We start from the raw sequence: 23,365 nt of genomic DNA on the forward strand, positions 1-23,365 counted from the left end.
TCGAAACGGACTTTCGTTCCCATGCGGCTCTCCTGCAAGCAAACGAACGTCCGTCCTCGATGCTTTATCCCTTTCCGTCCGCGTCCTTATCGATGATCGTTACTTGCCGTTCTTCGCCGCCCAATCCGCGAGCTGCTTGTTCAGCTCGGCCTGGATTTTATCGCTGCCGGCTTTCTTGAGCGCATCCAGATACTTCGGCAGCACCTCGTTCGGATCGGCCGTTCCCGTCTCGAGCGGAACGGCGTATTCCGCCTGCACGGCGGCGACGGCGGCAACCTCCGTCTTCAGGCTCGAATCGTCGAATTTGAAGCCGTTGATCGGATGAATCTCGGCTTGTTCGTTCAGCTGCTTCGTCTGCTCGAAGACGTCGGCCGGCTGACCCGGACGCAGCAGCCCGTTGAACTGATTGCCGAACACCCAATCCACGTTCGGCGCGTACGTCGAGTTCTCAACCGGCGTATACGCGCCGTTCGCCACGGTGTAATGCTTGCCTTCGATGCCGTAGCAGAGCAGATCGTACAGCTTCTTGTCGTTATTGACGAGCTCGAGCAGCATCAGCGCCCGCTCCGGATTTTTCGAAGCTTTGCTGATCGCGTTCATCGAGGTCGTGACTCCGGTGAAGAGCGGCTCGGTGATGGCCTTCCGGACGACCTCGTTGCCGCCGTTCTTGGCCGGATAGCCCGCTTCGCCGCCCGGCTTGAAGGTGACGTCCGTCATGACGGCGATATTGCCCTTCGCCATCAATTGGTTGAAGTCCTTGACCGTCGCGAGATCGGAATAGATGTAGCCTTTCTGATACCAGTCGTGCATCAAATCCAGATAGGCTTTGTACTCCGGCGTTTCGCGTTTGTCCACGCTCTTGTGCGGGTCGTTCTTGTAATACGTAACCGGACCGTAGTCCCGCAGGTTCCCGTCGATCGGACCGTTGTTGCCCGCTTGGAAGGCGAACGGCACGACATCCGGCTCGTTCTTCTTCAGCGTCTCCAGGAACGGCGCCAGGTCGGCTTCCGTCTTCACGCTGTTTATATCGAAGCGGTATTTGTCGACGAACCGCTTCTGAAAGACGAAGCCGAAGGAAGTGGCCGCGACCTGATAGCTCGGCACAGCATAGATTTTACCGTCCGTATCCGCTTTCACGTCTTCCCAGAATTTCGCCGGCATGAGGCTGCTTAGCGTCTGCGGCGCGTATTTCGGCAGCAAGTCGTCGATCGCCTGGAACGCGCCCTTCTTGACGTTCTCGTTGTATTTGAGCAGCCAGGACCCCGTCGTCCAGACGATGTCCATCTTCTCGTTGGCTGCGATGGTCACGTTCATCTTCTGATCGTAGCTGCCGAAATCGACCGGCTTCAGCTTCACCGTGGCGTTCAGCTTGGTGTTGTCCTTCAAGTATTGATTGACCGCGTCCTCGACTTCCTGCTGGCCCGGCTGCTGCGCGCTTACCCCGTAATACCAGGTAAGCTCGACCGGCGGAAGCGCGTCGTTCTCCGCGCCCGCCTCCGGAGCCGGCGCATTCGTAGTGGCGGACGTGCCGTTGTCCGCCGGCGCCTTGCTCGCTGTGCCGTTGTCGGCCGTCTCGTTGTTTGATTTGCTGCTGCACCCCGTCAGCGCCATCATGAGTACGACCGCGAACAACGAGAGGCGGAATGCCTTCTTCTTCAACTGCTTCATCTGTATGAAACCTCCCTTATTTAAACCGTGCTTGTATGAAAATAATAACATGGGGAGCTATCGGCCAGCCGTGCCTTCCCTCCTTTCGATTGGCTTGCCCCTCCGTTATTAGCCCCACCCGAATGGCGGCTTGCCGGCGTTCCGTCTTGCCATTGCCCGCCGTCAGCCCTTGAGCGAACCGACGGTCAATCCCTGCACGAAGTAGCGCTGGAAGAACGGAAAGACGAGCATCATCGGCCCGGCGGCCAGCACCACCATCACCATGCGCGCGGACATCGTCGGGAACTGGGCAACATCGAGATCCGGGATGCCGAGCAACGCTAAATTCTGCGTCATCACTTCCATGCTGTTCAGCATGCGGACAAGCAGCAATTGCAGCGGAACCAGGCGCTGCTCGTCGATGAACAACAGCGCGTTGAACCATTCGTTCCAATACCCGAACGCGATCAGCAAGCCGATCGTCGCGAGCGCCGGGGTGGAGAGCGGGATGATCACGGTGAAGAATATCCGCCACTCCCGGGCGCCGTCCATTTTGGCCGACTCGATGATTTCCATGGGGATCTTCGCGAAGAAGCCTCTCAGGATCATGACGTTCCACGCGCTGAGCAGCCCCGGCAGAATCATCGCCCACAGCGTATCCTTGGCATGCAGGTACTGCGTCATCAGCATATAGAAAGGGACAAGTCCCCCGCTGAACAGCATCGTAAAAAACACGTAGAAGCTCGTGACGTTCTTATACTTGTAATCCGGCCGCGATATCGTATACGCCATCATCGCCGTCATCAGCAATCCGGCGGCCGTTCCGATTACCGTCACCAGCGCCGTAACGCCGTAAGAGCGGAGAATGACGTCGGGCACCTTGAAAATATACCGATAGGCGGTCAGCACGAACGTATCCGGAATAAACCGGTAGCCGTTCCGGGCAAGCGATGCTTCGCCCGTGAACGAAACCGAGACGACCAGTACGAACGGGATGATCATCAGCAGGCTTAGCAGGATAAAGCACGAGTTGATGACGGCGGCCGTCTTCTTGCTGTGACCCACGCGGGCACCTCCTAGAACAGTGCGTTCTCGTTATTGATCTTGCGTACGATGTAGTTGGCGGCGAGGACGAGGACGAACCCGACGACGGATTGATAGACGCCCGCTGCCGAGGACATGCCGATGTCGCCGAGCATGCGCAGGGACCGGAACACGTACGTATCGATGATGTCCGTGGTCGGCAGCGCAAAGGACGAATCGTTCGGAACGAAATAATGCAGGCCGAAATCGCCCCTGAACATATTGCCGATCGCCAGAATCAGCATGATGGTCATCAGCGGCAGCAGCAGGGGCAGCGTGATCTTCCGCACCATCTGGAGCTTCGAAGCCCCGTCGATGCGGGCCGCTTCGTAATAATCCTGATTAATGCCGAGCAGCCCGGCAAAATAAATCAGCGTCGCGAAGCCGATGCTTTTCCACTCGTGCGCGATGACCAGGATGTACGGCCACGGACCGGATTCGAAGTACCACTTGCGCGGCGCAAGCCCGAAATAACCGAGCAGCTGATTCAGATAGCCCGACGTATTGTCGAGGAACGCCAGCGCGATGTACCCGACCACCACCCACGAGACGAAATACGGCAGGAACAGCACCGTCTGATGAAGCTTGACCCAGTTCTTCCCCACCTGGGTAAGCAGGATGGCCAGCGTCACGGCAAGCAGCATGCCGACGACGATGTACGTCAAGGAATAGAGCACCGTGTTGCGCGTGATGCGCCAGGCGTTCTCGGAGGCGAACAGAAACTCGAAATTTTTGAGGCCGATCCATTCGCTGCCCAGAATGCCCTTGTCGTAGCGGTAGTTCTTGAAGGCGATGACGATGCCGAACATGGGAACGTACGAGAAGACGAATAAATAAATCAAGCCCGGCAGGGACAAGCCGAACAGCTCGCCGTGCTTGAACCTCCCTTTGCGCTTCCCCCGAACAATCGCCTTTTCCGCCTGCGGACGATGCAGCTCCGCTTCTTTGGTGATCATGCCCGTTCTTCTCCTTTCCGTCTGCTTTCTCGTTCATAGCCCCATTCTGGGCTCAAATACGGGCCGCGGAGAAGTCCAAAATCCCGTTTCCGTTCCAAGATCGGCGTCCGATATCGCCGTAAACGTCCTCATCGGCGCAAATGGGCACAGGCCGCGTCAACAAAGCCCCGAAGATCCATGCGCATAGCAAAAAACCGTCCATTCGGACGGCTCAGGCTGCTTTTGTTCAGTTCACGATTCACTCCGTCAGATTGCGCTTGATCCGATACTCCTTCGGCGTCGTGCCGTATTTGTTCTTGAACAGGCGGAAAAAGTTGCTGCGGGTGCCGAACCCGATCCGCTCGATGAGATCGTTGATCGTATGATCGCCCTGCTCCAAATAATTCACGGCTTGGCGGAGCCTGGCGTCATTGATGTATTCGGCGACGGACAAGCCCTGATGCTTCTTGAACAGCTTCCCGATGTAGTCGGGGGACAGCTTCATCATATCTCCGATCATCTGCAGGCTGAGATTCGTATCCGCGTAGTTCTGCATGATAATGTCCCTGACCGTATCGGCGAGAATTTCGTTCCGCTCCTGCTCCGGGCTCCGCTTGCTCTCGTTCATTCCCCGGTACAGGTCGAGCAGGATCCGTTTCATGTCCTCGAGCGACGCGCAATCCATGATCTTCTGATTGATGTCTCCCTGCTCGCTCGGCAGCGAGACGATTCGGATCGCATTCATTTCCTTGATGACCTGCTTCATCAGGATAAAGACATGCAGCGCCATATAGACCATGTAATCGTAATTCAGCGAGGCAATGAACGCGAAGATTTTATCCAGCGTCTTCTCGAAGGCTTCGTCCTGATTCGACTTCATGCTCTCGGTCAGCTTCTTCTCCAGCTCGGGGGGCAATGCGGCTTCCGCGCTGCTCAGATTATCGCGGATCATGGACGGCGTAATGATGGACTGTCGGCCGAACGCGAGCGTATATCTGATCTGCTGCAGGCAGGAGGCATAGTGATTGTGCACCGACCGGTACGCTTGGACGTCTTCGCTCAGCGCGGCGGAGAAGGTGGCCCGGTACATCTTCGCGATGACATCCTGAATGCCCGCGATTTCCTGCCGGATATGTCCGAGCGCGGAGGCCGATGCGTCCGGCAAGCCGATGACGGCCGCCACATGGTCGTTCTTCATTTCAACGGTTTCGATCGGATAGGTTCGGGCGAGCAGCTCCTGCGCGATGTTCGCGATCGCAAAACGCAGCAGCCTGCGATCCGGATCGTCCTCGCGGCCGGAAGCGCCGTTCCGTTCGTCGAGCTTCATGACGCAGATCAGGTAAGGGCCTTCGGGATTAATCTGCAGTTTATGTGCCTGAATCAGCTCGCTCAATTCCGCAAGCGGCATGGCTGCGCTGTCCGTCATGATCTTCCGGATCGAATAGGAACGCACGATATGGCGCGTCGTTACCTGCTCGCTCCTGGCCGAGAGCAAGCGGTTTCTTGTTTCCGCGTAGATGCTGGACATATAGGACAACTCGTCGCCGTCCGGGGGCTTCGGGCCCGCTTCGACATCGGAGTCCTGCCGAACGAAGCTCACCAGCTTGCCGAGCGGCCGGTACAGCCGGTGGGCGATGCCGAGCGTGGCGAGCAAGGCAAGCAGCAGGAAGACCACCGTCAAGACGATCGACGTATTTTTCAACGCGTCGGCTTTGCTGACCAGCGTATCGTAGGACTGAATGCTGATCAGCGTCCAGCCGTTGATTCCCGTGCCCAGATAATTCACGATCTTCGGCTTGCTGCCGAGCGAATATTTGAAGGTTCCCGTATCCTTCGCTTGCTCCTGATGGACGTGGTTCAAGATCGCCTTTTTGAAGGCCTCGTCGATGGGGGGGGCAGCCGAATCGGGCGACAGGATCCTGCCGTCGTCCGCCAGGATGAACACGTTCTCGTTCTCCTGCCAGGCCAGCTGATTGATGAGCTTGATATTATCGAACAGCCATTGCGGCCTGACGTTCAGCACGAATACGCTCTCGCCTTGCCGATACCCGATCGAGTCGTAGTCGAAGATCGAGAAGACATCCGCCCGGTTCCCGTCCTCGCTTAGACTCATCGGCACCATTTCCAGCTTGGGGAGCGGCTCGCTTCCCGTGAACAGCGCCCTCATGTTGGCGTAAATCGGCGCATCCCGCTCCTGCACGGCCGGATCCCCGCCCCACAAGAAACGGTCCGTCTTCGCGTTATAGATCATGATGGAGTGGATGAAAGGCGTGTAGTCCGCAAACTTGTCGATCCGCGACCGCTTCGTCAGCGTGTCGAAAATATCGGAATCCTCGCTCGCCGTCATGAGCGGAATGATGTCGTTATCGTAATAAAGCGACATCGCGAGCCGCTGGATCACGTCGTTCAGATAGGTCATGTTGAATTTGATCTGGGAGAGGACCTTCGTGTTCGCCTCCCGCTGCATGGTGAGGATGATCTTCTCGGCATTGATATAGAGCGTTCCGGAAAAGACGACAAGCAGCATCAGCACCAAGACGGAGAAGCTGAGGACGATGCGCCTGAGATATTTCTTCGATCGATACATGCGAAGGATATTCATCGCTGCTCCTTTCCAGGCCGGCCGGTCCTCGTTCGCGGTTTTACTCAAATCATGCCATACTCCACGCCTGGCATCCACTCCGAAATTCCGGATTCAGTCCAAAATCCGGCAGGAAAGACGGCACGACAAAAAAGGGCGATCCGCCGGTCGGCCCTTCGGCCGTTCGAACGAATCACCCTTGATTAAACGTCTGTTCCTCGGCTCACGCTTCCTGCACCCGCGAACGCGTGCGCTTCTGCAGCACGTAGCCGACCGCGATAACGAGTATGCCGCAGAGGAACGGGAAGACGTCGTCCGCCCAATCCGCGACCTTGCGAATCGCCGACGCCAGCGTCTCGTTCTCTTCGAGCATCTCGCCGGCGGTATAGCCGAGAATGCCCGCCCCGAGGAAGACGAAGATCGGAAACTTGTGCAGGACGACCATGATCAGCTGGCTGCCCCATACGATGATCGGAATGCTGAGCGCGACGCCGACCGCCATGATCCAGATCTGGTTGTTCGCGATGGACGCGATCGCCAGCACGTTGTCGAGGCTCATGATGAAGTCCGCCACGACGATCGTCCGGACGGCCTTCAGCAGCGATTGCGCGCCTTCTATGTCCTTGCTCTCGCCGTCGTCCTTCAGCAGCGACACGGCGACCCAGAACAACAACAGCGCGCCGGCGATCTGAATGAACGGAATCTTCAGCAGGTAAACGGCAACCACCGTCAGCACGATCCGCAGTCCGACCGCGGCCAGCGCGCCCCACCAGACCGCCTTCTTGCGATTCTCCGGCGGCAGATTGCGGCTCGCCAGCGCGATGACGACGGCGTTATCGCCGCTCAAGACGAGGTTAACGAGCAGTATTTCCAATATCAATAGCAATAGTTCCATCCCATTAACTCCTAACCGGTGCCTTTGATCGAAAGCAGCTTATTATCTCACAATTCGATCCGGCTTGTCTATTTTCACCCGGCTTCGATCGCGGCGCCGTCCGCGCGTCCCGGACGGTGCTTCCCGTCGGCGTTCCCTTGGGAATGCCGGTAGAGCTCGTCGTAATAACCGCCCGCGGCAAGCAGCTCGCGGTGCGTGCCTTCCTCGACGATCTCGCCCAGCCGCATCACGATGATCCGGTCCGCGCCCATGATCGTGGACAAGCGGTGCGCGATGACGAGCGTCGTCCGTCCTTCGGAGACGACCGCAAGCGCCCGCTGGATCAGCTGCTCGGAGTGCGAATCGAGATTCGCCGTCGCTTCGTCCAGGATCAGGATGCGCGGCTTGAACACGATGATCCGGGCAAACGAGATCAGCTGCCGCTCGCCGGCGGACAGCCCGCTTCCGCGCTCGGAGAGCATCGTCTCGTAGCCGTCCTTCATGCCGGCGATGAGCGCGTCCGCGCCGACCAGCCTGCAGGCTTCGACGACTTCCTCCCGCGAGACGGAGTCGTCGAACAGGCGGACGTTGTCGACGATGCTGCCGGAGTAGAGATACGGCTCCTGCTGCACGAGCCCGATCAGCCGGTGCAGCTTCTCCTGCCGCATGTCGCGGACGTCGATGCCGTCGATGGTCACGCTGCCTTCCTTCACGTCGTAGAAACGGCAGAGGAGGCTGATCAGGGAGCTCTTGCCGGCCCCCGTCGTGCCGACGATGCCGATCATTTCGCCCGGACGCACGTGCAGGTCGAGCCGGTGAATGACGGGCTGTCCGTCCGCATATCCGAATTTTACCCCGTTGAAATCGATTTGACCCTTCACCGCGGATAAATCGAGCTTGGCGTCCGGTTTGTCCTGCACCTCGGGCACCGTGTCGAAGATCGACCAGATCCGGTTCATCGACACCGAGGCGGACAGCAGCGTATTCCACTGCTGCGTGATCGTATTGATCGGCTGGAAGAACTGGCGGATATACGTAATGAACGCGAACAGGACGCCGAACGGGATGGATTCCCCGAGCACCGCGTTGCCGCCGAGCCAGGTGACGAACGCGACCGACAGGTTGCCGAGCATGTCGAACGACCGGTTGAACAGCACGTTGGTCCGGATCTCGCGCAGGTTGGAGCGGAAGTACGTCTGGTTGCGCTCGGAGAACTGCTTCTGCTGCTCTTTCTCTTGATGGAACACTTGGATGATGTGCATGCCCGCGAGATTCTCCGCCACGAACGCCACCAGCCTGGAGAGATTCGTCCGCGCCATCTGGTACGTCTTGCGCATATAAGAGCGGAACGCGATGGCGTTCAGCGCGATGATCGGCAGCAGGATCAAGCAGTACAGCGTCAGCCGCACGTCGAGCTGGAACATCAGCACGATGATGAACACCAGCGTCAGCCCGTCGCGGAGCACGCTCAGCAGCACCTGGCTGAAGAATTGGTTGATCGTCTCCGTGTCGCTCGACACGTGCGTGATCAGGCTGCCGCTCGGCACCCGGTCGAAATACGACATCGACTGCTTCGTGATATGGCGGAACAGCTGCTTGCGGATGGCGGCGACGATGCTCTGGCCGGCCTTCTGCAGCAGATTGTTCTGCAGGTACGTGAACAGGAAGCCGCCGACCGAGAGCAGCAGGTAAATGCCCGCGATCAGGAACAGCATGTTGGCGTTCGCGTCGCCCTTCGTGAGATGGTCGTCGATCGCGATCTTCACGAGGTACGGCTGCATCAGATCCGCCGTGATCGCCAGGATGATGCAGCCGAATACCGCCAGAAACGTCATGCGATGCGGTTTGGCGTAATTGTACAGCCCTTTGTAGGCGGAACGGTTATGATTCGGCGTCTTCGGCAGCGTGGGATCCGCCTTGGCGCCGCCGTCCGCCTTCGTCTTCAAGTTGTCCATCGTCTTAGCCAACGCTGCTTCCCTCCTCTTGAATCGCGTGCAGCATCGCGTAGATGCCGTTCTGCGCGAGCAGCGAATCATGCGTGCCGCGCTGCACGATCCGGCCTTCGTCCATGACGATGATCTCGTCGGCGTGCTTCAGCGCGCTGATCCGGTGGGCGATCAGGATCGTCGTCTTGCCGCGGCGCTCCTTGCGGATCGTCTCGATGATGGCCGTCTCCGTCACGGCGTCGACGGCGCTGACGCTGTCGTCGAGTATGAGGATCGGCGCGTTCATGAGCATGCCCCGCGCAAGCGCGGTCCGCTGCCGCTGGCCGCCGGAGAGCGTCACGCCCCGCTCGCCGAGCTTCGTGTCGAAGCCGTCCGGGAACGTCATGATGCTGTCGTGGATCTTCGCCTGCTCCGCGGCTTTCTGCACGAGCGAGAGCTCCGAGCTGCGGCGGAAGAACGCGATGTTGTCGCGGATCGTCGTGCTGAACAGGAATCCGTCCTGCGGCACGTAGGCGATGCCGCTGCGCAGGCTCTCCAGCGTCAGCTCGTCGAGCGAGGTGCCGCCGATATTGATCTTGCCCGGCGGCGTATCGAACACGCGGAGCAGCAGCTTGACGAGCGTCGTCTTGCCGCTGCCCGTCTTGCCGATGATGCCGAGCGTCTTGCCGGGCTCCAGCGTCAGCGTGACGTCCTTGAGCGCTTCCTTCGTCGCGCCGGGATACGCGAACGACAGATGGTTGACCTTGAGCGGGGCATGCGACCAGTCGACGTCGACCGCGGTCTCGTGCTCCACGATCTCCGGCTCCTTGTTCAAGAGATCGTTGACGCGCTCAAGCGACGCGCGGGAGCGCTGGATCGTATTGATGACGTTGCCGATCGCCTGCAGCGGATTGACCATCATCCGGACGTAGAGCGTCAGCGCGACGAAATTGCCGAGCGACAGCGTGCCCGCCAGCGTCAGGTAGCCGCCGTACGCCAGCGTGATGATTAAGGACAGCGCGCCGAGGAAAGGAATCAGCGCCTGGAAGAACGAAGACACGCGCACGAGCTTCAGCTGATTGTCCTTGATCCGATCGACCGAGCCGCCGAACCGGTCGTTCATGATATCCTCGACCGCGAATTTCTTCGTCACCCGGATGCCGCCGAACTGCTCCTCCGCGGATTCCGTCATCTTGCCGAGCGATTCCTGCACGGTATGCGACCGCGAGCGGATAACGGGGCCGAGCTTCACGACGATCCACGGTATCGCGATCAGCGGCGAGATGCAGACCAGGATGAGATATAACGGAATGTCGCTGATGACCATCATCACGATCGCCGACACGATCAGCATCGCCGCGTTGGCCGTCTGGTTGACGCCCATGGAGATCGATTCGCGCACCGTCGTCACGTCGTTCATCACGTAGCTGAGCAGCTTGCCGACGCCGTTCTTGGAATAGAACTGCTCGCCCAGCTTCGTAAAATGCTTGAACAGCCGCTTGCGGGCGTATTTCTCGAACAGCCGGCCGACGTACATGATGTGGAACTGCCCGATGCCTCCCAGGACCCCGTACGCGAGGCCGATGACGAGCAGCGCCATGCTGGCGTCGAACACGGCCGATTGCGTCAGGCCATGCCGCTCCAGCTGGTCCGTGAAGCGGCCGAGCACCTTGGGGTAATACGACTGAAACAGATTGGCCGCCAGCGTGAACGAAACGCCGGAAGCGTAGATATACCATTTGGAACGAACGAATGAGACAAGCAGTCCTCGCCTGTTGGCCATGATGCAGCTCCTTTCCGGATAACCGATATCGTTGTCTTGCTTTTCCAGCCTTCGTTTCGCGTTGAATTCGCCATGTTCGGGCCGCCGAAAAAGCCTCCCGCAATGCGCAAGCTTGCTGGAGGCGTTACCTTTGCCGCCGCCGGCTCGCTTCGGGTTTGAACCTAAGCGGGGCCGCGTACGATGATATGAATTTGTATGCCGGAAGGGTCGTGCGCGATGATCGTTCCCCGTTCCGTTCGAAGCGGGACGCTTGCCGCCTGCAGCCTGCCGAAGACCGTCATCTGTTCGTCCTCGGTCGGGAGGACGATCTCGAAATAATCGAGTCCCGGCGCGCTGTCCGGCGTAAGGGGCGCTCCGACGCCTGCCCACACGTTGAGCCCGATGTGGTGGTGATAGCCGCCGGCGGAAATAAACATCGCGGAATCCGCCATGTGCGCGACCGTGTTAAAGCCGAGCAGGTCGACGTAGAAATGCTCCGTCGTCGGCAGCTCCGTCACGTGCAGATGAATATGGCCGACCGTCGTGCCCGCCGGCAGGCCGGTCCACGGCGCGTCCGCCGCCTCGGCCAGCAAGCCGTCCCAGTCGATGGGATCCACGGCCATGCGGACATGGCCTTCCCCGTCCCATTGCCACTCTTCCCGCGGACGGTCCCGGTAGATCTCGATGCCGTTGTTGTCGGGGTCGGAGATGTACAGCGCTTCGCTGACGAGATGATCCGATTGCCCGACTTGGATGCCGCTCGCGACCAAATTGCGGAGCGCGAGGCCGAGCGATCTGCGGTCCGGCACGAGCAGGGCGACATGGTACAGACCCGCTCCCGACCTGCGGGGCCGCGGAACCGCGCCCGCGATTTCCCTCAGCGCGAGCAAGGGCTTCTCCGAGCCCGGAACGCCGAGGGCCGCGCATTCCCCGTCCCGCTTAAGGACGCGCAAGCCGACGACTTCCTTATAGAAGTCCACGGACCTTTGAAGATCGCTAACGCGCAACTGCACGGTTCCGATCACCGTTCGTGCATCGATTTCATACGACAAGCTGAGCACCTCATCTTCGAAAATGTGACGTCGCGGCAACGCGCGAAAGCATGGCGGCCTGACGGAACGGCATGCTGCCCTCCGCCGGCAAAGGTAAAATTGGAAAATATCTGGTATTCGTAAACCACTATGCTATATCGTACCACATCGCGCCGCAGAACCCAATTTCGCCGTAAGCGGTTACGGGGTCATTTTCACATTGAATCTCGTGTTATATAATACGGATGACTCATTTGCGCCGAATTTCACGACCTTGTGCAAAGATAGGAGCATTCATATGGATATTATTCAACTCGCCATGGATTTAATCGATGAAGATACGGACCAGCCGCGTTACCAGTTCGACCAGGAGGCGCTCGACGAACTGATGAAGAGCATCGAAGAGCTCGGCCTGCTGTCGCCGATCAAGGTGCGTTCGACGCTGAACGGGCGGTACAAGATCATTTACGGCAACCGCCGGTACAAAGCGAGCAAGCTGCTGAACAAAGCGACCATCCCCTGCATCGTCTCGGCGGCGACGGACGAGATGGATATTTATCTGGAGCAGATCGCGGAAAACCTGACCCGGGAAGGCTTCTCGCCGATAGAGGAGGCCGAAGCGTTCCATAAGCTGATGAACGCGTCGAAATTCAACAGCTCCCTGAAGTTTCTCGCGAGCAAGCTCGGCAAGCCGGAGAGCTACATCAAGCACAAATGCGAGCTGCTCAAATTCGGGAACGCCGTCCGGAAGCTGATCGTGAGCGGCACGCAGATCCGCAAGGACAAGCTGACGGAGGACCAGGTGCTGCCGATCAAGGACCTGCCGATCGAGCACCGCGATCCGCTCGCCCTCATCGTGGCGCGGGACGAAATGCCGGTCGGCGACGTGAAGAAGATCGTGAAGCTGTTCAAGGACAAGGACATCTCGGAAGGCACGAAGGACAAGCTGCTCTACAAGAACGGCTACGAGCTGCTGCAAACCTGGTCGACCGTGCAGCAGAACAAGAAGGAGCGCGAGCGGGCCGCCGAGCTGAAGGCGGAGCAGGAGGAACGCGCGGCGGCGGCCAAAGCGGAGAAGGCGCGCGTGGCCGCGGAATCGGCCGCGGCCGGCGGCGCGGGTGGCGCCGCCGGGACCGGAGGCGCCGGCGCATCTGCCGCGCATACGAAGCCGGCGGCCGCGGGCGCGGCAGAAGCCGTAGGCGGCGCGAGTGCCGTTTTTGGCGGCACGGCGCCTGCCGCGAGTGCGGGAGCGGCAGGCTATGTGGACGCCGACGCCGTTGTTGAATCGCCGGCCGCGGCGGGCTTGCAGACCGGCGGGCCCGCGGGAGCCGCGGCTGCGGCTGCGGGAGAAGCCGTGGCGATGGCACCCGAAGCCGCTCCGCTGGCGGCAAGCCTGCAGCAGCTGCTCGCTTCGCTGGCGGCGGTGCGGCCGCTGCCGCCGGAAGCGCTCGGCGCATATGCTGCGGCAAGCTTGCCGCAGCAGGACCACGCGGCCTTCGTCGCCGGCGTGGACGCCCTCATCTTCGGCCTCGAGCAGCAGCTCGCGCAATGGCGCGAGGTCAAAGCGATCGCCGATGCACGCGCGAACGGCTAGCTCCGCGATCAGGCTTGCGCCGTGTATGCGCGCGTTGCGCACTCGGCGGCGGCTCGGGGGGATTGTGGGCTCGCGCCGCCCGGCATCGTCTTCATAAAACGCTCGTTAACAACGAAACCAGAAGCCTTCAATGTCGAAGGACTCTGGTTTTCCGTTTTGAATGGCCTCCGGCAGTCTCGCGCTGCACGGCTCCCTCCTGAGGCACGACGATGCGCGACGACATGCCTGCATCGAAAACAGCCCAAACGAAGGTCAATCCGTAACGCGAAATGCCCCTAAACAAGGAACAGGTTTTATACTTCGCCTGCCCCCCGTATAAGGTGCCTTCCGACGGCCGGTTGGCCTTTTTCGCGCCTTTGGCCGGGGTATCGAATGCCACGGGCGGCGGATTAAATTCCGTTGCTTCGCAGGAATCGCGCATTTGCAAGCGAATTCATTCAAAGTTGCTGCATGCGCGCGGAATCCCTGCCGATCGGGCGCATGCGGACGAATCGGCGGCTCGATTGTTCGATCCTTTCGGAATCAGACTGACCTTCATCTATCGAAAGCGAGGAGATTGAAACCATGAGAATCGTTATTCTAGGCGGTACGGGCACGATCAGCACGAGCATTGTGAGGCTCCTGTCGGCGCAGGGGCATGACGTCACCTGCTACAACCGCGGGCAAAGCGCCGGCGAGCTGCCGGAGGGCGTCCGCGTCATTCGCGGCGATCGCCAGGAACGCGACCTTTTCGAGCAAACGATGCAGTCGGAGCAATTCGATGCCGCGATCGACATGATCAGCTTCAACCGCGAGGATGCCGAGAGCAGCCTGCGCGCTTTCCGCGGCGTGAAGCATTTCGTGCAATGCTCCACCGTCTGCACGTACGGCGTCGACTATGACTGGCTGCCGGTATCGGAAGATCATCCGCTCCGTCCGACGACCGGTTACGGCCGCGGCAAGGTCGAAGCCGACGCCGTGCTCATGGAAGCCTACTACCGGGAAGGCTTCCCGGTCACGATCCTGAAGCCGTCGACTACGTACGGCCCGCGTCCCGGCATGCTGCGGCAGGTCGCCTGGGATTTCTCCTGGATCGACCGCATCATGAAAGGCAAGCCGCTGCTCGTCTGCGGCGACGGCAAAGCGCTGCATTCCTTCCTGCACGCGGACGACGCGGCCAAAGCGTTCGCCGGCGTGCTCGGCAAAGCGCACTGCATCGGCCAATCGTACAACGTCGTCGGACGCGGCTTTACGACCTGGGAGCAGCATCACAAGCTCGCCATGAAGGTGCTCGGCCGCGAGGTGGAGCTCGTCGGCGTGTCGCTCGATACGCTGCGAACCGTCGCCGCGGAGCGCATCGGCATCTGCGATGAAATCTTCGCGCACAACGTGTATTACAGCTCCGAGAAGCTGATGCGGGACGTGCCGGAATTCGCGCCTTCGATCTCGCTGGAGACCGGCATGCGGATGGTATTCGACGCGATGATCGCGGAAGGCCGGGTCCCGAATTCCGATCTCGACGCCTGGGAAGACGAGATCATCGCCGCGCAGCGGAACGCGTTCGCGCCGCTTGCCCTGAAGTAGAGACGGACGTTCGGTTCGTCGGATGTTTGCGAATCCATCGTGACGGAGCTGAGGAACGTTGATCGAAATCAAAACGGCCGAGGATTTCAAAGCTTGCAAAGGCAAGGACGGTTATTTTATCATCGCGGACACGACCGGACGGAAGCTCCATTCGACTCGCTGCGTCTTCGTCGATATCGCGCATTTCAGCGCGAAGGCGATCGATAATGCCAACAAAAACGGTCAATACTTCTTTACGGATGACTTCTTCGAGGCGCGCGAGTATCCGAAGGTCAAGAAATGCGAAGCCTGCCGCCGATTTATTTGAAGCTTCTAAAATCAAGGCCCCCTATTCTGCAATGGAGCGTGATCCTGATATGAGTTATCTTTCCCTTAGCACCTGGAGCCTGCACCGCAATCTTGGCCCGCTGCGCTGGACGCAATGGGATGCGGACGCGCAGAAGCATGTTTTCGCCGAAACCCCGCAGCCCGAGCTGATGAATCTCCTGGACCTGCCGGCTTATATGGCCGGACAAGGCTTCGGCGCGCTCGAAATCGGGCATTTTCATTTCCCGTCCACCGATGACGACTATTTGGCCAAGCTGCGCGGCGCGTTCGCGAGCGCCGGCTTGTCGTTCGACACCGTCCTGCTCGACTACGGCGACATCTCCAGCGCCGACGACGTGCGCAGGCAAGCGGATATCGCGTATATCCGCGAGTGGATCGACATCGCGGCGAAGGCCGGCGCGAAGAACATACGCGTCGTCGCCGGCGAAAGCGAACCGTCCGACGAAGCGGCCCTCACCCGTTCCATCGAGGCGTTGAAGGAGCTGCACGCATACGGCCAGAGCAGCAACGTCCGCGTCATCACGGAGAACTTCAAGCCGCTCACGTCGACGTCCGCCAACGTGCTCGCCATCGTCGGGGCTTTCGACGGCAAGCTGAACGTCGTCGACGATTTCGGCAATTTCAAGGGCGAGACCAAGTACGAGCAATTGGCCGCCGTTCTCCCTTATGCCGTGTCCATCCATGCCAAGGCGCACTACGACGAGAACGGCATCCCTGACACGGAAGAATACGTCCGCTGCCTAGATCTGCTGCGGGAAGGCCGCTATGACGGCGCGATCTCGCTGATCTACGACGGCCCCGGCGACATGTGGGAAGGCATCAACCGCGTCCGCCGCATCGTCGAGCCTTATTTGCAAGCCTCGCATTGATCGAATCCGATTGAGGCGCACTCGAAGCGCGTGCGGGAGCGACCGGTTCGCGCCGAGCGCGGAATTTCATGATCGCGAAAAAGAGACGGCCATGCAGCAAGCTGCGCGGCCGTCTCTTTCTGCTTGGGGCATCGGCGTCACTTGATGATGAGCACCGGAACTTTGGAATGCTGAGCCACGTTATGGCTGACGCTGCCGAGCACGACCTCGCGAATCCTGCCGAGACCGCGGCTGCCCATCACGATCAGATCGTTGCCGTGCTTCTCCGCGTGCTGGAGAATCGTTCGGGCCGGGTCTCCCTTCTCCTGAAAAAACGCCAAGCGGATATCGGGAGGCACCAATTCCTTGATGTCGCCGCGCAGCTTCTCGGCGTATTCCTTCATGGAGTCCTCGTTGACCACGAAATACACTTGGCCGCTCGTGACCACATCTTGAAACACATGCAGGATTTCCAGCTTCGACGGCTTCGATTCCTCCGAATGCCTGTAGAACTCGACAGCCTTGTTCAACGCCTTCTTGGAAAGATTCGAGCCGTCGTAGGCAACCAAAATATTAGTAAACATCCTTGCGCAAAACCTCCTGTCGTCCCCGCGTCCGGACTCGCGTCTAATCGCCGCTCCGGTTAACTTGCCGGGTGCGCTTCGCGTTCCACGATAGGATTTCCAAGATTGGCCGTATTCATGAACGCTCGCCCCGAAAATAACGCCGGCACGCCAAACAGCGCCGAATACCGGGACTCGACTCCCGTTGCTCGGCGCTGCTATTAGCGTTCCCGGTTAGCGAGTCGGGTCGCATGATGCGTCACGTTGACCTTAGAATTGCCCGTCCTATCGCGGCTTACTCGAATGTCACGCCGGTCATGTCCTCGCTCAATGCCCACAACCGCCGCGCGATGACCGGATCGATCGCCCACTGCACGACGCCCGGGCCGAACGAAGGCGAGTCCGGCCCGGCGAACGCGGCGATGTCCACATCCTCGCAATACACGCCGCCGCGGCCGTCCAACTGCGCGTTCGCCGCGCACCAGACGCTCGTCGCCGCGCCTTCCGCGACCGACTTGAAGCCGGCGTCCTTATTGACCGCGACGCGGCGGCCCTGCTCGTCGAGCGCGCCCATCGCCCGCATCTCGTCGTCGGACAAATGCCTGGACAGATCCGTTACTATCGTGCCCGGATGAACCGCGAACGCCCGGACGCCATGCGCATACCCGATCCGGTCCAATTCGACCGCGAACAGCACGTTCGCCGTTTTGGATTGGCCGTACGCCTGCCATTTCTCGTATTCCCGGTGCTCGTAATTCGGATCCTCCAGGTTCACGCCGGCAAATCGAAGCGCCCGCGAGGACACGGATACGACGCGCGCGCCGCCCGCTTGCTTGAGCGCGGGCCACAATCTGGCCGTCAGCTGAAAATGCCCCAGATGATTGACCGCGAACTGCGACTCGTAGCCGCGGGCGTCTCTCGTCAGCGGAGCGGCCATGATGCCGGCGCTGTTCACGAGGATGTCGAGCGGGCGGCCCGTCGCGAGGAAACGCTCCGCGAACGCGTCGATCGATGCGGGATCGAGCAGATCCATCGCCTCCAGCTCGACGCGCGGAATGGCGGCGACTGCCGCCCTTGCTTTGTCCGGCGTGCGCGCGGGCACGATGACCGTGGCGCCCGCTTCGGCCAGGACGCGGGCGGTTTCCAGCCCGAGTCCCGAATAGCCGCCGGTGACGATGGCGATTTTGCCGCTCAGATCGCGGCCTCCCAACGCTTCCGCGGCCGTCGTGTCGCTCCCGAAGCCTGATGGAATCGGTTCTTGGGGCGTCCTTGTATATTGAATTGCAGTTTCCATGTATGATCGCTCCTTAATCTTGTAATTGAATCAACTGCCGGTAATTCTCGAGCTTGTAATTCATCATGCCGAGCGATCCCGTCAATTCCGCGATCTGCCGCTCGATGCTGAGCTTATGCTCTTGAAGCACGCGGTAGCAGGCTTCGTAATTCTCCTCGTTGTAGAAGCGGATGTACCGCTCGATTTCCTTGAGCGGCATCTGAGTCCGTTTCAGATGCTTCACGAAGGTAAACCGGGCAAGATCCGACTTGGAGTAGGCGCGATGCCCGTTCTCCTTGCGCTTCACCGCCGGGAGCAGGCCGATTCGCTCGTAGTAGCGGATGACGTCGATGCTGAGTCCCGTTTCGGCCGAAATATCCGCAATTGCGTACGTGATTTCCATCTTCTGTTCTCCCCTTCTTGGGCGGCAGCCCGGCCTGGCCTGCTCAAGTATCGTAATACCTGAACCTTGGTTAAGGTCAAGCCCGCTGCGCGCATTTTTGTATTACGATTCCCGAAGCAAGCCCAAAAAAGACCGGATTCCCGAAACGGGAACACGGTCTTGAGCAGAACATTCGGACAGGGTTGCGCATCGTCCGTTCGGCTTAATCGCAAGCAGCGCCATGACGGCGATGTCCAGCAGCTTGTGCGTTACCGCGTGCATGAGTTAGTTGCGAGCCCGAATCAAGGAAAAATTTCGCTGGGACGGCAATGCGCCGAATTCGCATATCCAGGTACTGCCGCCTAGTGCGGGATTCACCGGCTATGCTATCCTTATCCTGGAAAGGGGGAGGCGAGGATGAATGATTGGGAAGGGCGAAAGGTGAGGCTTCGCGCGATCGTGCCGGAGGATTGGGCGGGATTCCACGCGAACGATCAGGATACGGAAGGCGCGCGCTCGGCCGATGCCGTGTATTTTCCGCGGTCGGAAGCCGGCACGAAAGCATGGGCGGAGCAGCAGGCGTTCTTGGCGCAAAACGGCGACAATATCCGGCTCGCGATCGAAACGCTGGACGGCGAGCTGGTCGGAAGCATCGGTTCCCACGCCTGCGATGCGCGGAACGGCACGTTCAAATACGGCGTGGCCGTTTTTCGCCCGCATTGGCGGAAGGGATACGCGGCGGAGGCGGCGACGCTGCTGCTTCGCCATTTCTTTCATGAATTGCGCTACGAGAAAGCGACCGCGCATGTATATGCATTCAACGAAAGCTCCGCCAAGCTGCAGGAAAAGCTCGGCTTCCGCCTGGAGGGCACGCTGCGAAGCATGATCTTCGCCCAAGGCCGCCGGCACGACGAATATGTATACGGACTGTTGAAGGACGAATTCCAGCCGCCGGACGGCCGGTCATGATCATACGGCAAAAAGGACAGCCGAGGCTGTCCTTTCGTTCGTGACCATCCGCGTGCAACCTGACGATCAAGCGCCGAACACCGTTCGAATGGCCTCCAAATACTTCATGCCGTGCACCGTATCCGGTTCCAGATAACCGCCCTCCGTCCACTCGTTCCAAGCGTAGATGGTGAACATCCGGTTATTGAGGCCGGACTCGCGGTCCAGATAGTCCTTCAGCTCAACCAGCATCGCTTCGAAGGCTTCCGGCGTATTGCCGGTCAGGATCGGCGTATACGGATACTCCCCGCGGACATGCGGTTTGTCCTGCTCGCAGCGCGGACCCGGGTCCCAGCCCATCGTCGCGTTCGGGTAATACGGCACCGGATAAGCGTCGCGGAACGCGGGCCACATGCCGGCGGCGGCATGCGCGCAGTCCTCGTACGGCGCGTCCGGGAAGGCATCCGGCTCCGCGTGGTGAATCCATACGTACGAAGTGACGCTGTCGATGCCGAGCGCGCGAACGAGCGCCGAAGCGTCCGGTCCGATGATCTCGCGGTGCCGGTCGTTCAGCCCCCACTCCACCAGATTCACATGCAGCTCCCCGCAGCCCGCTTCCCGCGTCTTGGCCCGGAACGATGCCAGCGCGTCGCGCGTCTCCTCGATCCCGCCCAAGCCTTTGATGAGCGTATGGCATTCATAGATCGAGAAGTAAAGCTTTCCGTCCAGCTTGAGAAAATTCGGCTCCTTGAAGTAGCGGATGATCAAGTAATCCGTCATCGCGTCGAACCGCTCGCGCGCCACCTCGTTATGGTTCGCCCACATGATGCCGAAGCGCAGCCGGTCGCGGTTGCCCGCCTGCAGGAACCCGTCCTCCAAGGCGCGGTGCAGGAACGATCCTTCGCCCCCGCCCATGTCCCAATACCAGTCATAAATGAACGACGTCACGCCATGATCCGCGGCCGCCTCGATCTGCTTCTCCGAGACCGCCGGATCGGACTCGTCCAGCTCGCCCCACAGCGGCACCTTCGGCTGCGCATGCCCGGGAAAAAGCGGCTTCGCCGCGCGCAAAGTCGGCCACTCCGTCCATCCTTCGCCTCGTATCGCTTCGTTCTTGGCATCGGGATGCCACTGCGGAAAATAATAAACCGCGACTTCATAGGGATGCTTCGGTTCGGACATGTCTCCTCTCCGCCTCCTCATATTGATTGCATGCATATCGTCGTGCTCGAATAGGCCGCAAACGCGCCGCATCGCGGAACAAGCAACGGCCGACGCAAGCGGTTAGCCGTAGAAATCAATCGACCCCCGCATGCCGAAGGCAGGCAGATCGGTTACCTTCCTGCTCCCATTCCGACGGGTTTCTGGCGAGAAGTGCCGCCAAGGCACTATCCTAATGCAGCACTAGGTCAAGAAATGCCGTGCAGGCCGTTCTTAGGCGGCTCTTGGCCGGGTTGGCCGACATGTACGGCACGTGATGCCGCTCTTTTGTGATTTTGGCCGGGTTGGGCGACATGTACGGCACGTGATGCCGCTCTTTTGTGATTTTGGCCGGGTTGACCGACATGTACGGCACGAGGTGCCGTTCTTTGGTGCTTTTGGTCGCGTTGACCGACATGTACGGCACGAGGTGCCGTTCTTTGGTGTGTTTGGCCGGGTTGGCCGACATGTACGGCATGAGGTGCCGTTCTTTCTTTGGTGCTTTTGATCGGGTTGGCCGACAAGTACGGTACGTAGTGCCGTTCTTTTGTGATTTTGGCCGGGTTGGCCGACATGTACGGCATGAGGTGTCGCTCTTTGGATTTTGGCCGATCATCGGCCAAACCCAAGGCGAGGGCCAAGCGCATGTACAGGCATGCCGAACGAGAGCGACTTTGGTGCGGAGCACCACGGGAGCGCTCGTCGGCCATGCCGGTACTGAAGCGCAGCTGCCGAGCCCGCTCAAGCGAAGCGCCGATGTTTCCGCCAAGGCGAGGGCTAAGCGCATGCACCGGCATGCCAAACGAGAGCGACTTTGGTGCGGAGCACCACGGGAGCGCTCGTCGGCCATGCCGGTACTGAAGCGCAGCTGCCGAGCCCGCTCAAGCGAAGCGCCGATGTTTCCGCCAAGGCGAAGCCAAGCACATGCACCGGCATGCCGAACGAGAGCGACTTTGGTGCGGAGCACCACGGGAGCGCTCGTCGGCAATGCCGGCAATGAAGCGCAGCTGCCGAGCCCTAAAGCGAAGCGCCAATGTTTCCGATGTTTCCGATGTTCCCACCCAGCGAAGCGCCAATGTCTCCGCCCCGCTACCCTTTCACGGCCCCGGCGGTCAATCCCTTCAGCATGTACTTCTGCGTGAACGCGAACAGCACGACCAGCGGCAGCACCGCGAGCACGCTGACCGCGAACACGGGGCCGTAGTTCACGGACTGCTTATTGAACATGAACTGCACGATCTGCGGCATGAGCGTCATTTTCTCCGGCTGGTTGAGGAAGATGAGCGGCGTCAGGAAGTCGTTCCAGATGCCGTACACGTTCGTGATGATGAACGTGCCCGTCGCCGGCAGCAGCAGCGGGAAAATGATGCGCCAAAACAAACGGAACGGACCGCAGCCGTCGAGACTGGCCGACTCCTCCAGCTCCCGCGGGATCGACTTCGTGAACGCCGCGTACAGGAACGACGCGAACGGAATGAAGCCGGCCGTGTAGATCAGGACGAGCAGCGTCCGCGTGTTCATCAGATGAATTTTGACCGCCAGCGTGAAGAGCGGGATCAGCGAGCCGACCGTCGGGATGACCATGCCCGAGAGGAAGAACAGGTACGCATAGCGGAACAGCCGCTCCTGCCGGCGGGACAGGACGTAGCCGGACATCGACGCCACGATGATCGCGAACCCGAGCGCGCCGACCGTGACGAGCACGGAGTTGGTCAGCCCGGTGAAGAAGTCCATGTCCTGCACGGCCTTCCGGTAGTAATCGAAATAAAAGCTGTGCGGCAGCTCGTACGGCTTGAAGAAGTAGCGCGGCTCCTTGAAGCTCATCTCGAGCAGGAAGAAGATCGGGAACAGGAACGCCAGCGCAGCCAGGATCAGCAGCGCTTCGAGCGCGAGGGAGGGACGTTTGTTCAAGCCCATTACAGCTCGACCTCCCTCTTGCGCGTAATGCCGAGCTGGACGACCGTGACGGCGATGATGAACAGGGCGAGCACGATGCCGCCTGCCGTCGCGTAGCCGTAGCTCTGGTTCTTGAAGGCGGAATTGTACACGGCGAGGAACAGCGTGTAGGACGAGGAGCCCGGTCCGCCGTTGGTGAGCAGGAACGGCAGGTCGAACAGCCGCAGCGCGCCGACGATCGTCAGGAAGAGCACGATGGTCACCGACGACATCAGCATCGGGAACGTGACGTGCCGGAACAGGGCGAAGCCTTTCGCGCCCTCGATATCCGCGGCTTCGTACACGTCGGTCGGAATCGACTGCAGGCCCGCCAGATAGATCAAGGCGCAATACCCGATGCCCTGCCACTGCGTGAGCAGCATGATCGTCGGGAAGGACGTGCTGACCGTGCCCAGCCAATCCTGAACATGCGCTTCGCCGATGATCGGCTCAAGCAGGCCGTTGATGAAGCCGTCGTACTTCAGCAGCTCGCCCCAGACGATGGACGTGACGACGAGGCTGATGATGACTGGCAAATAAAAGGAGGTGCGCAGGAAGCCGCGCGTCCGGAATTTCCGATTCAGCAGGAGCGCGAGCAGCAGCGCCAGCGGGTTCTGCACGATCAGGCCGAATACGACCATTTTGAGCGTGTTCTTCATGCCGTCGAGCATTTGCGCATCCTGAAACAAATACCTGTAGTTGTCGAAGCCGATAAAGCGCGGCGCCTTGATGCCGTTCCACTCGGTAAAGGAATAATAGATGCTCTGCAGGAACGGAAAATAAAAGAACAGGCCGAAGATGGCCAGCGCCGGCAGCAGGAACAAGCAGGCGATCCAATATTGTTTGCGGGATAAGCTCATTTTGCACTCACCTACTCTTGATTACTGGTAGAAA

20 protein-coding genes are annotated in these 23,365 nt (G+C 60.0%); 5 read left to right on the forward strand and 15 right to left on the reverse strand.

The genetic code is table 11. The annotated features are described in order from the left end of the window. Nucleotides 1–99: 99 nt before the first annotated feature. The 8 genes from GT019_RS11650 to GT019_RS11685 form a co-directional block, all read right to left on the reverse strand. Nucleotides 100–1,668, reverse strand: a complete 1,569-nt coding sequence (locus tag GT019_RS11650) for an ABC transporter substrate-binding protein (RefSeq protein ID WP_161743324.1) — start codon at nucleotides 1,666–1,668, stop codon at nucleotides 100–102. A 162-nt stretch (nucleotides 1,669–1,830) separates the two neighbouring features. Further along, nucleotides 1,831–2,712 carry a carbohydrate ABC transporter permease gene (locus GT019_RS11655; protein WP_328803947.1) on the reverse strand — a complete coding sequence of 294 codons (882 nt, stop codon included), beginning with the start codon at nucleotides 2,710–2,712 and terminating at the stop codon, nucleotides 1,831–1,833. Nucleotides 2,713–2,723: 11 nt separating this feature from the next. Then, entirely contained in the window at nucleotides 2,724–3,686 is a 963-nt protein-coding gene (locus GT019_RS11660) for an ABC transporter permease (RefSeq protein ID WP_161743325.1), read from the reverse strand. A 238-nt stretch (nucleotides 3,687–3,924) separates the two neighbouring features. Continuing rightward, nucleotides 3,925–6,315 (reverse strand): AraC family transcriptional regulator, encoded by a 2,391-nt coding sequence (locus GT019_RS11665; RefSeq protein WP_161743326.1) that lies wholly within the window; start codon nucleotides 6,313–6,315, stop codon nucleotides 3,925–3,927. Nucleotides 6,316–6,469: 154 nt separating this feature from the next. Next, nucleotides 6,470–7,141, reverse strand: coding sequence for a TerC family protein (locus GT019_RS11670; RefSeq protein ID WP_161743327.1), 672 nt, complete (start codon nucleotides 7,139–7,141; stop codon nucleotides 6,470–6,472). A gap of 74 nt (nucleotides 7,142–7,215) precedes the next feature. Then, nucleotides 7,216–9,075: an ABC transporter ATP-binding protein gene (locus GT019_RS11675; RefSeq protein ID WP_161743470.1), complete on the reverse strand. Its 1,860-nt coding sequence runs from the start codon at nucleotides 9,073–9,075 to the stop codon at nucleotides 7,216–7,218. A gap of 4 nt (nucleotides 9,076–9,079) precedes the next feature. Next, the gene (locus GT019_RS11680) at nucleotides 9,080–10,828 is read right to left on the reverse strand and encodes an ABC transporter ATP-binding protein (RefSeq protein WP_161743328.1); all 1,749 of its coding nucleotides are present in this window, start codon (nucleotides 10,826–10,828) and stop codon (nucleotides 9,080–9,082) included. A gap of 161 nt (nucleotides 10,829–10,989) precedes the next feature. After that, complete coding sequence (locus GT019_RS11685; protein ID WP_407945079.1) at nucleotides 10,990–11,868, reverse strand: VOC family protein; 879 nt, start codon at nucleotides 11,866–11,868, stop codon at nucleotides 10,990–10,992. Nucleotides 11,869–12,136: 268 nt separating this feature from the next. On the opposite strand from GT019_RS11685, the gene GT019_RS11690 reads away from it, so the two are divergent. The 4 genes from GT019_RS11690 to GT019_RS11705 all read left to right on the forward strand — a co-directional run bounded on the left by GT019_RS11690 (nucleotide 12,137) and on the right by GT019_RS11705 (nucleotide 16,191). Next, nucleotides 12,137–13,432: a ParB/RepB/Spo0J family partition protein gene (locus tag GT019_RS11690; protein WP_161743330.1), complete on the forward strand. Its 1,296-nt coding sequence runs from the start codon at nucleotides 12,137–12,139 to the stop codon at nucleotides 13,430–13,432. 564 nt (nucleotides 13,433–13,996) lie between these two features. Beyond that, nucleotides 13,997–14,995: an NAD-dependent epimerase/dehydratase family protein gene (locus tag GT019_RS11695; RefSeq protein WP_161743331.1), complete on the forward strand. Its 999-nt coding sequence runs from the start codon at nucleotides 13,997–13,999 to the stop codon at nucleotides 14,993–14,995. Nucleotides 14,996–15,053: 58 nt separating this feature from the next. Beyond that, entirely contained in the window at nucleotides 15,054–15,302 is a 249-nt protein-coding gene (locus GT019_RS11700; protein WP_161743332.1) for a hypothetical protein, read from the forward strand. Nucleotides 15,303–15,351: 49 nt separating this feature from the next. After that, nucleotides 15,352–16,191: a sugar phosphate isomerase/epimerase family protein gene (locus GT019_RS11705; protein ID WP_161743333.1), complete on the forward strand. Its 840-nt coding sequence runs from the start codon at nucleotides 15,352–15,354 to the stop codon at nucleotides 16,189–16,191. A 137-nt stretch (nucleotides 16,192–16,328) separates the two neighbouring features. Here GT019_RS11705 and GT019_RS11710 read toward each other — a convergent pair whose 3' ends face one another. The 3 genes from GT019_RS11710 to GT019_RS11720 all read right to left on the reverse strand — a co-directional run bounded on the left by GT019_RS11710 (nucleotide 16,329) and on the right by GT019_RS11720 (nucleotide 18,409). Beyond that, nucleotides 16,329–16,754: a universal stress protein gene (locus GT019_RS11710; protein ID WP_161743334.1), complete on the reverse strand. Its 426-nt coding sequence runs from the start codon at nucleotides 16,752–16,754 to the stop codon at nucleotides 16,329–16,331. 274 nt (nucleotides 16,755–17,028) lie between these two features. Continuing rightward, nucleotides 17,029–18,027, reverse strand: coding sequence for an oxidoreductase (locus GT019_RS11715; RefSeq protein WP_161743335.1), 999 nt, complete (start codon nucleotides 18,025–18,027; stop codon nucleotides 17,029–17,031). Nucleotides 18,028–18,040: 13 nt separating this feature from the next. Continuing rightward, nucleotides 18,041–18,409 carry a MerR family transcriptional regulator gene (locus tag GT019_RS11720; protein ID WP_161743336.1) on the reverse strand — a complete coding sequence of 123 codons (369 nt, stop codon included), beginning with the start codon at nucleotides 18,407–18,409 and terminating at the stop codon, nucleotides 18,041–18,043. Nucleotides 18,410–18,805: 396 nt separating this feature from the next. On the opposite strand from GT019_RS11720, the gene GT019_RS11725 reads away from it, so the two are divergent. Continuing rightward, nucleotides 18,806–19,357, forward strand: a complete 552-nt coding sequence (locus GT019_RS11725; RefSeq protein ID WP_161743337.1) for a GNAT family N-acetyltransferase — start codon at nucleotides 18,806–18,808, stop codon at nucleotides 19,355–19,357. 66 nt (nucleotides 19,358–19,423) lie between these two features. On the opposite strand, the gene GT019_RS11730 is transcribed toward GT019_RS11725, so the two are convergent. The 4 genes from GT019_RS11730 to GT019_RS11745 all read right to left on the reverse strand — a co-directional run bounded on the left by GT019_RS11730 (nucleotide 19,424) and on the right by GT019_RS11745 (nucleotide 23,331). After that, nucleotides 19,424–20,518, reverse strand: coding sequence for a glycoside hydrolase family 99-like domain-containing protein (locus GT019_RS11730; protein ID WP_161743338.1), 1,095 nt, complete (start codon nucleotides 20,516–20,518; stop codon nucleotides 19,424–19,426). A 211-nt stretch (nucleotides 20,519–20,729) separates the two neighbouring features. Further along, the gene (locus GT019_RS11735) at nucleotides 20,730–21,014 is read right to left on the reverse strand and encodes a hypothetical protein (protein ID WP_161743339.1); all 285 of its coding nucleotides are present in this window, start codon (nucleotides 21,012–21,014) and stop codon (nucleotides 20,730–20,732) included. A 611-nt stretch (nucleotides 21,015–21,625) separates the two neighbouring features. Beyond that, entirely contained in the window at nucleotides 21,626–22,453 is an 828-nt protein-coding gene (locus GT019_RS11740; RefSeq protein ID WP_161743340.1) for a carbohydrate ABC transporter permease, read from the reverse strand. Then, on the reverse strand, nucleotides 22,453–23,331 hold the full coding sequence (locus tag GT019_RS11745; protein ID WP_161743341.1) for a carbohydrate ABC transporter permease: 879 nt from the start codon (nucleotides 23,329–23,331) through the stop codon (nucleotides 22,453–22,455). The genes GT019_RS11740 and GT019_RS11745 overlap by 1 nt, the downstream gene beginning before the upstream one ends. Nucleotides 23,332–23,365: the final 34 nt, after the last annotated feature.

It is taken from the genome of Paenibacillus glycinis, assembly GCF_009909185.1.
GTDB classification, from domain to species: Bacteria; Bacillota; Bacilli; order Paenibacillales; family Paenibacillaceae; genus Paenibacillus_Z; species Paenibacillus_Z glycinis.

Excerpts from the sequence above, each read along its gene's own strand:
- GT019_RS11680 (WP_161743328.1), bottom strand. The coding sequence starts at position 10,828 with ATGGCCAACAGGCGAGGACTGCTTGTCTCATTCGTTCGTTCCAAATGG.
- GT019_RS11705 (WP_161743333.1), top strand. The coding sequence starts at position 15,352 with ATGAGTTATCTTTCCCTTAGCACCTGGAGCCTGCACCGCAATCTTGGC.
- GT019_RS11730 (WP_161743338.1), bottom strand. The coding sequence starts at position 20,518 with ATGTCCGAACCGAAGCATCCCTATGAAGTCGCGGTTTATTATTTTCCG.
- GT019_RS11735 (WP_161743339.1), bottom strand. The coding sequence starts at position 21,014 with ATGCCGTACATGTCGGCCAACCCGGCCAAACACACCAAAGAACGGCAC.
- GT019_RS11670 (WP_161743327.1), bottom strand. The coding sequence starts at position 7,141 with ATGGAACTATTGCTATTGATATTGGAAATACTGCTCGTTAACCTCGTC.
- GT019_RS11650 (WP_161743324.1), bottom strand. The coding sequence starts at position 1,668 with ATGAAGCAGTTGAAGAAGAAGGCATTCCGCCTCTCGTTGTTCGCGGTC.
- GT019_RS11675 (WP_161743470.1), bottom strand. The coding sequence starts at position 9,075 with ATGGACAACTTGAAGACGAAGGCGGACGGCGGCGCCAAGGCGGATCCC.
- GT019_RS11660 (WP_161743325.1), bottom strand. The coding sequence starts at position 3,686 with ATGATCACCAAAGAAGCGGAGCTGCATCGTCCGCAGGCGGAAAAGGCG.
- GT019_RS11710 (WP_161743334.1), bottom strand. The coding sequence starts at position 16,754 with ATGTTTACTAATATTTTGGTTGCCTACGACGGCTCGAATCTTTCCAAG.
- GT019_RS11715 (WP_161743335.1), bottom strand. The coding sequence starts at position 18,027 with ATGGAAACTGCAATTCAATATACAAGGACGCCCCAAGAACCGATTCCA.
- GT019_RS11745 (WP_161743341.1), bottom strand. The coding sequence starts at position 23,331 with ATGAGCTTATCCCGCAAACAATATTGGATCGCCTGCTTGTTCCTGCTG.
- GT019_RS11695 (WP_161743331.1), top strand. The coding sequence starts at position 13,997 with ATGAGAATCGTTATTCTAGGCGGTACGGGCACGATCAGCACGAGCATT.
- GT019_RS11725 (WP_161743337.1), top strand. The coding sequence starts at position 18,806 with ATGAATGATTGGGAAGGGCGAAAGGTGAGGCTTCGCGCGATCGTGCCG.
- GT019_RS11720 (WP_161743336.1), bottom strand. The coding sequence starts at position 18,409 with ATGGAAATCACGTACGCAATTGCGGATATTTCGGCCGAAACGGGACTC.
- GT019_RS11740 (WP_161743340.1), bottom strand. The coding sequence starts at position 22,453 with ATGGGCTTGAACAAACGTCCCTCCCTCGCGCTCGAAGCGCTGCTGATC.
- GT019_RS11690 (WP_161743330.1), top strand. The coding sequence starts at position 12,137 with ATGGATATTATTCAACTCGCCATGGATTTAATCGATGAAGATACGGAC.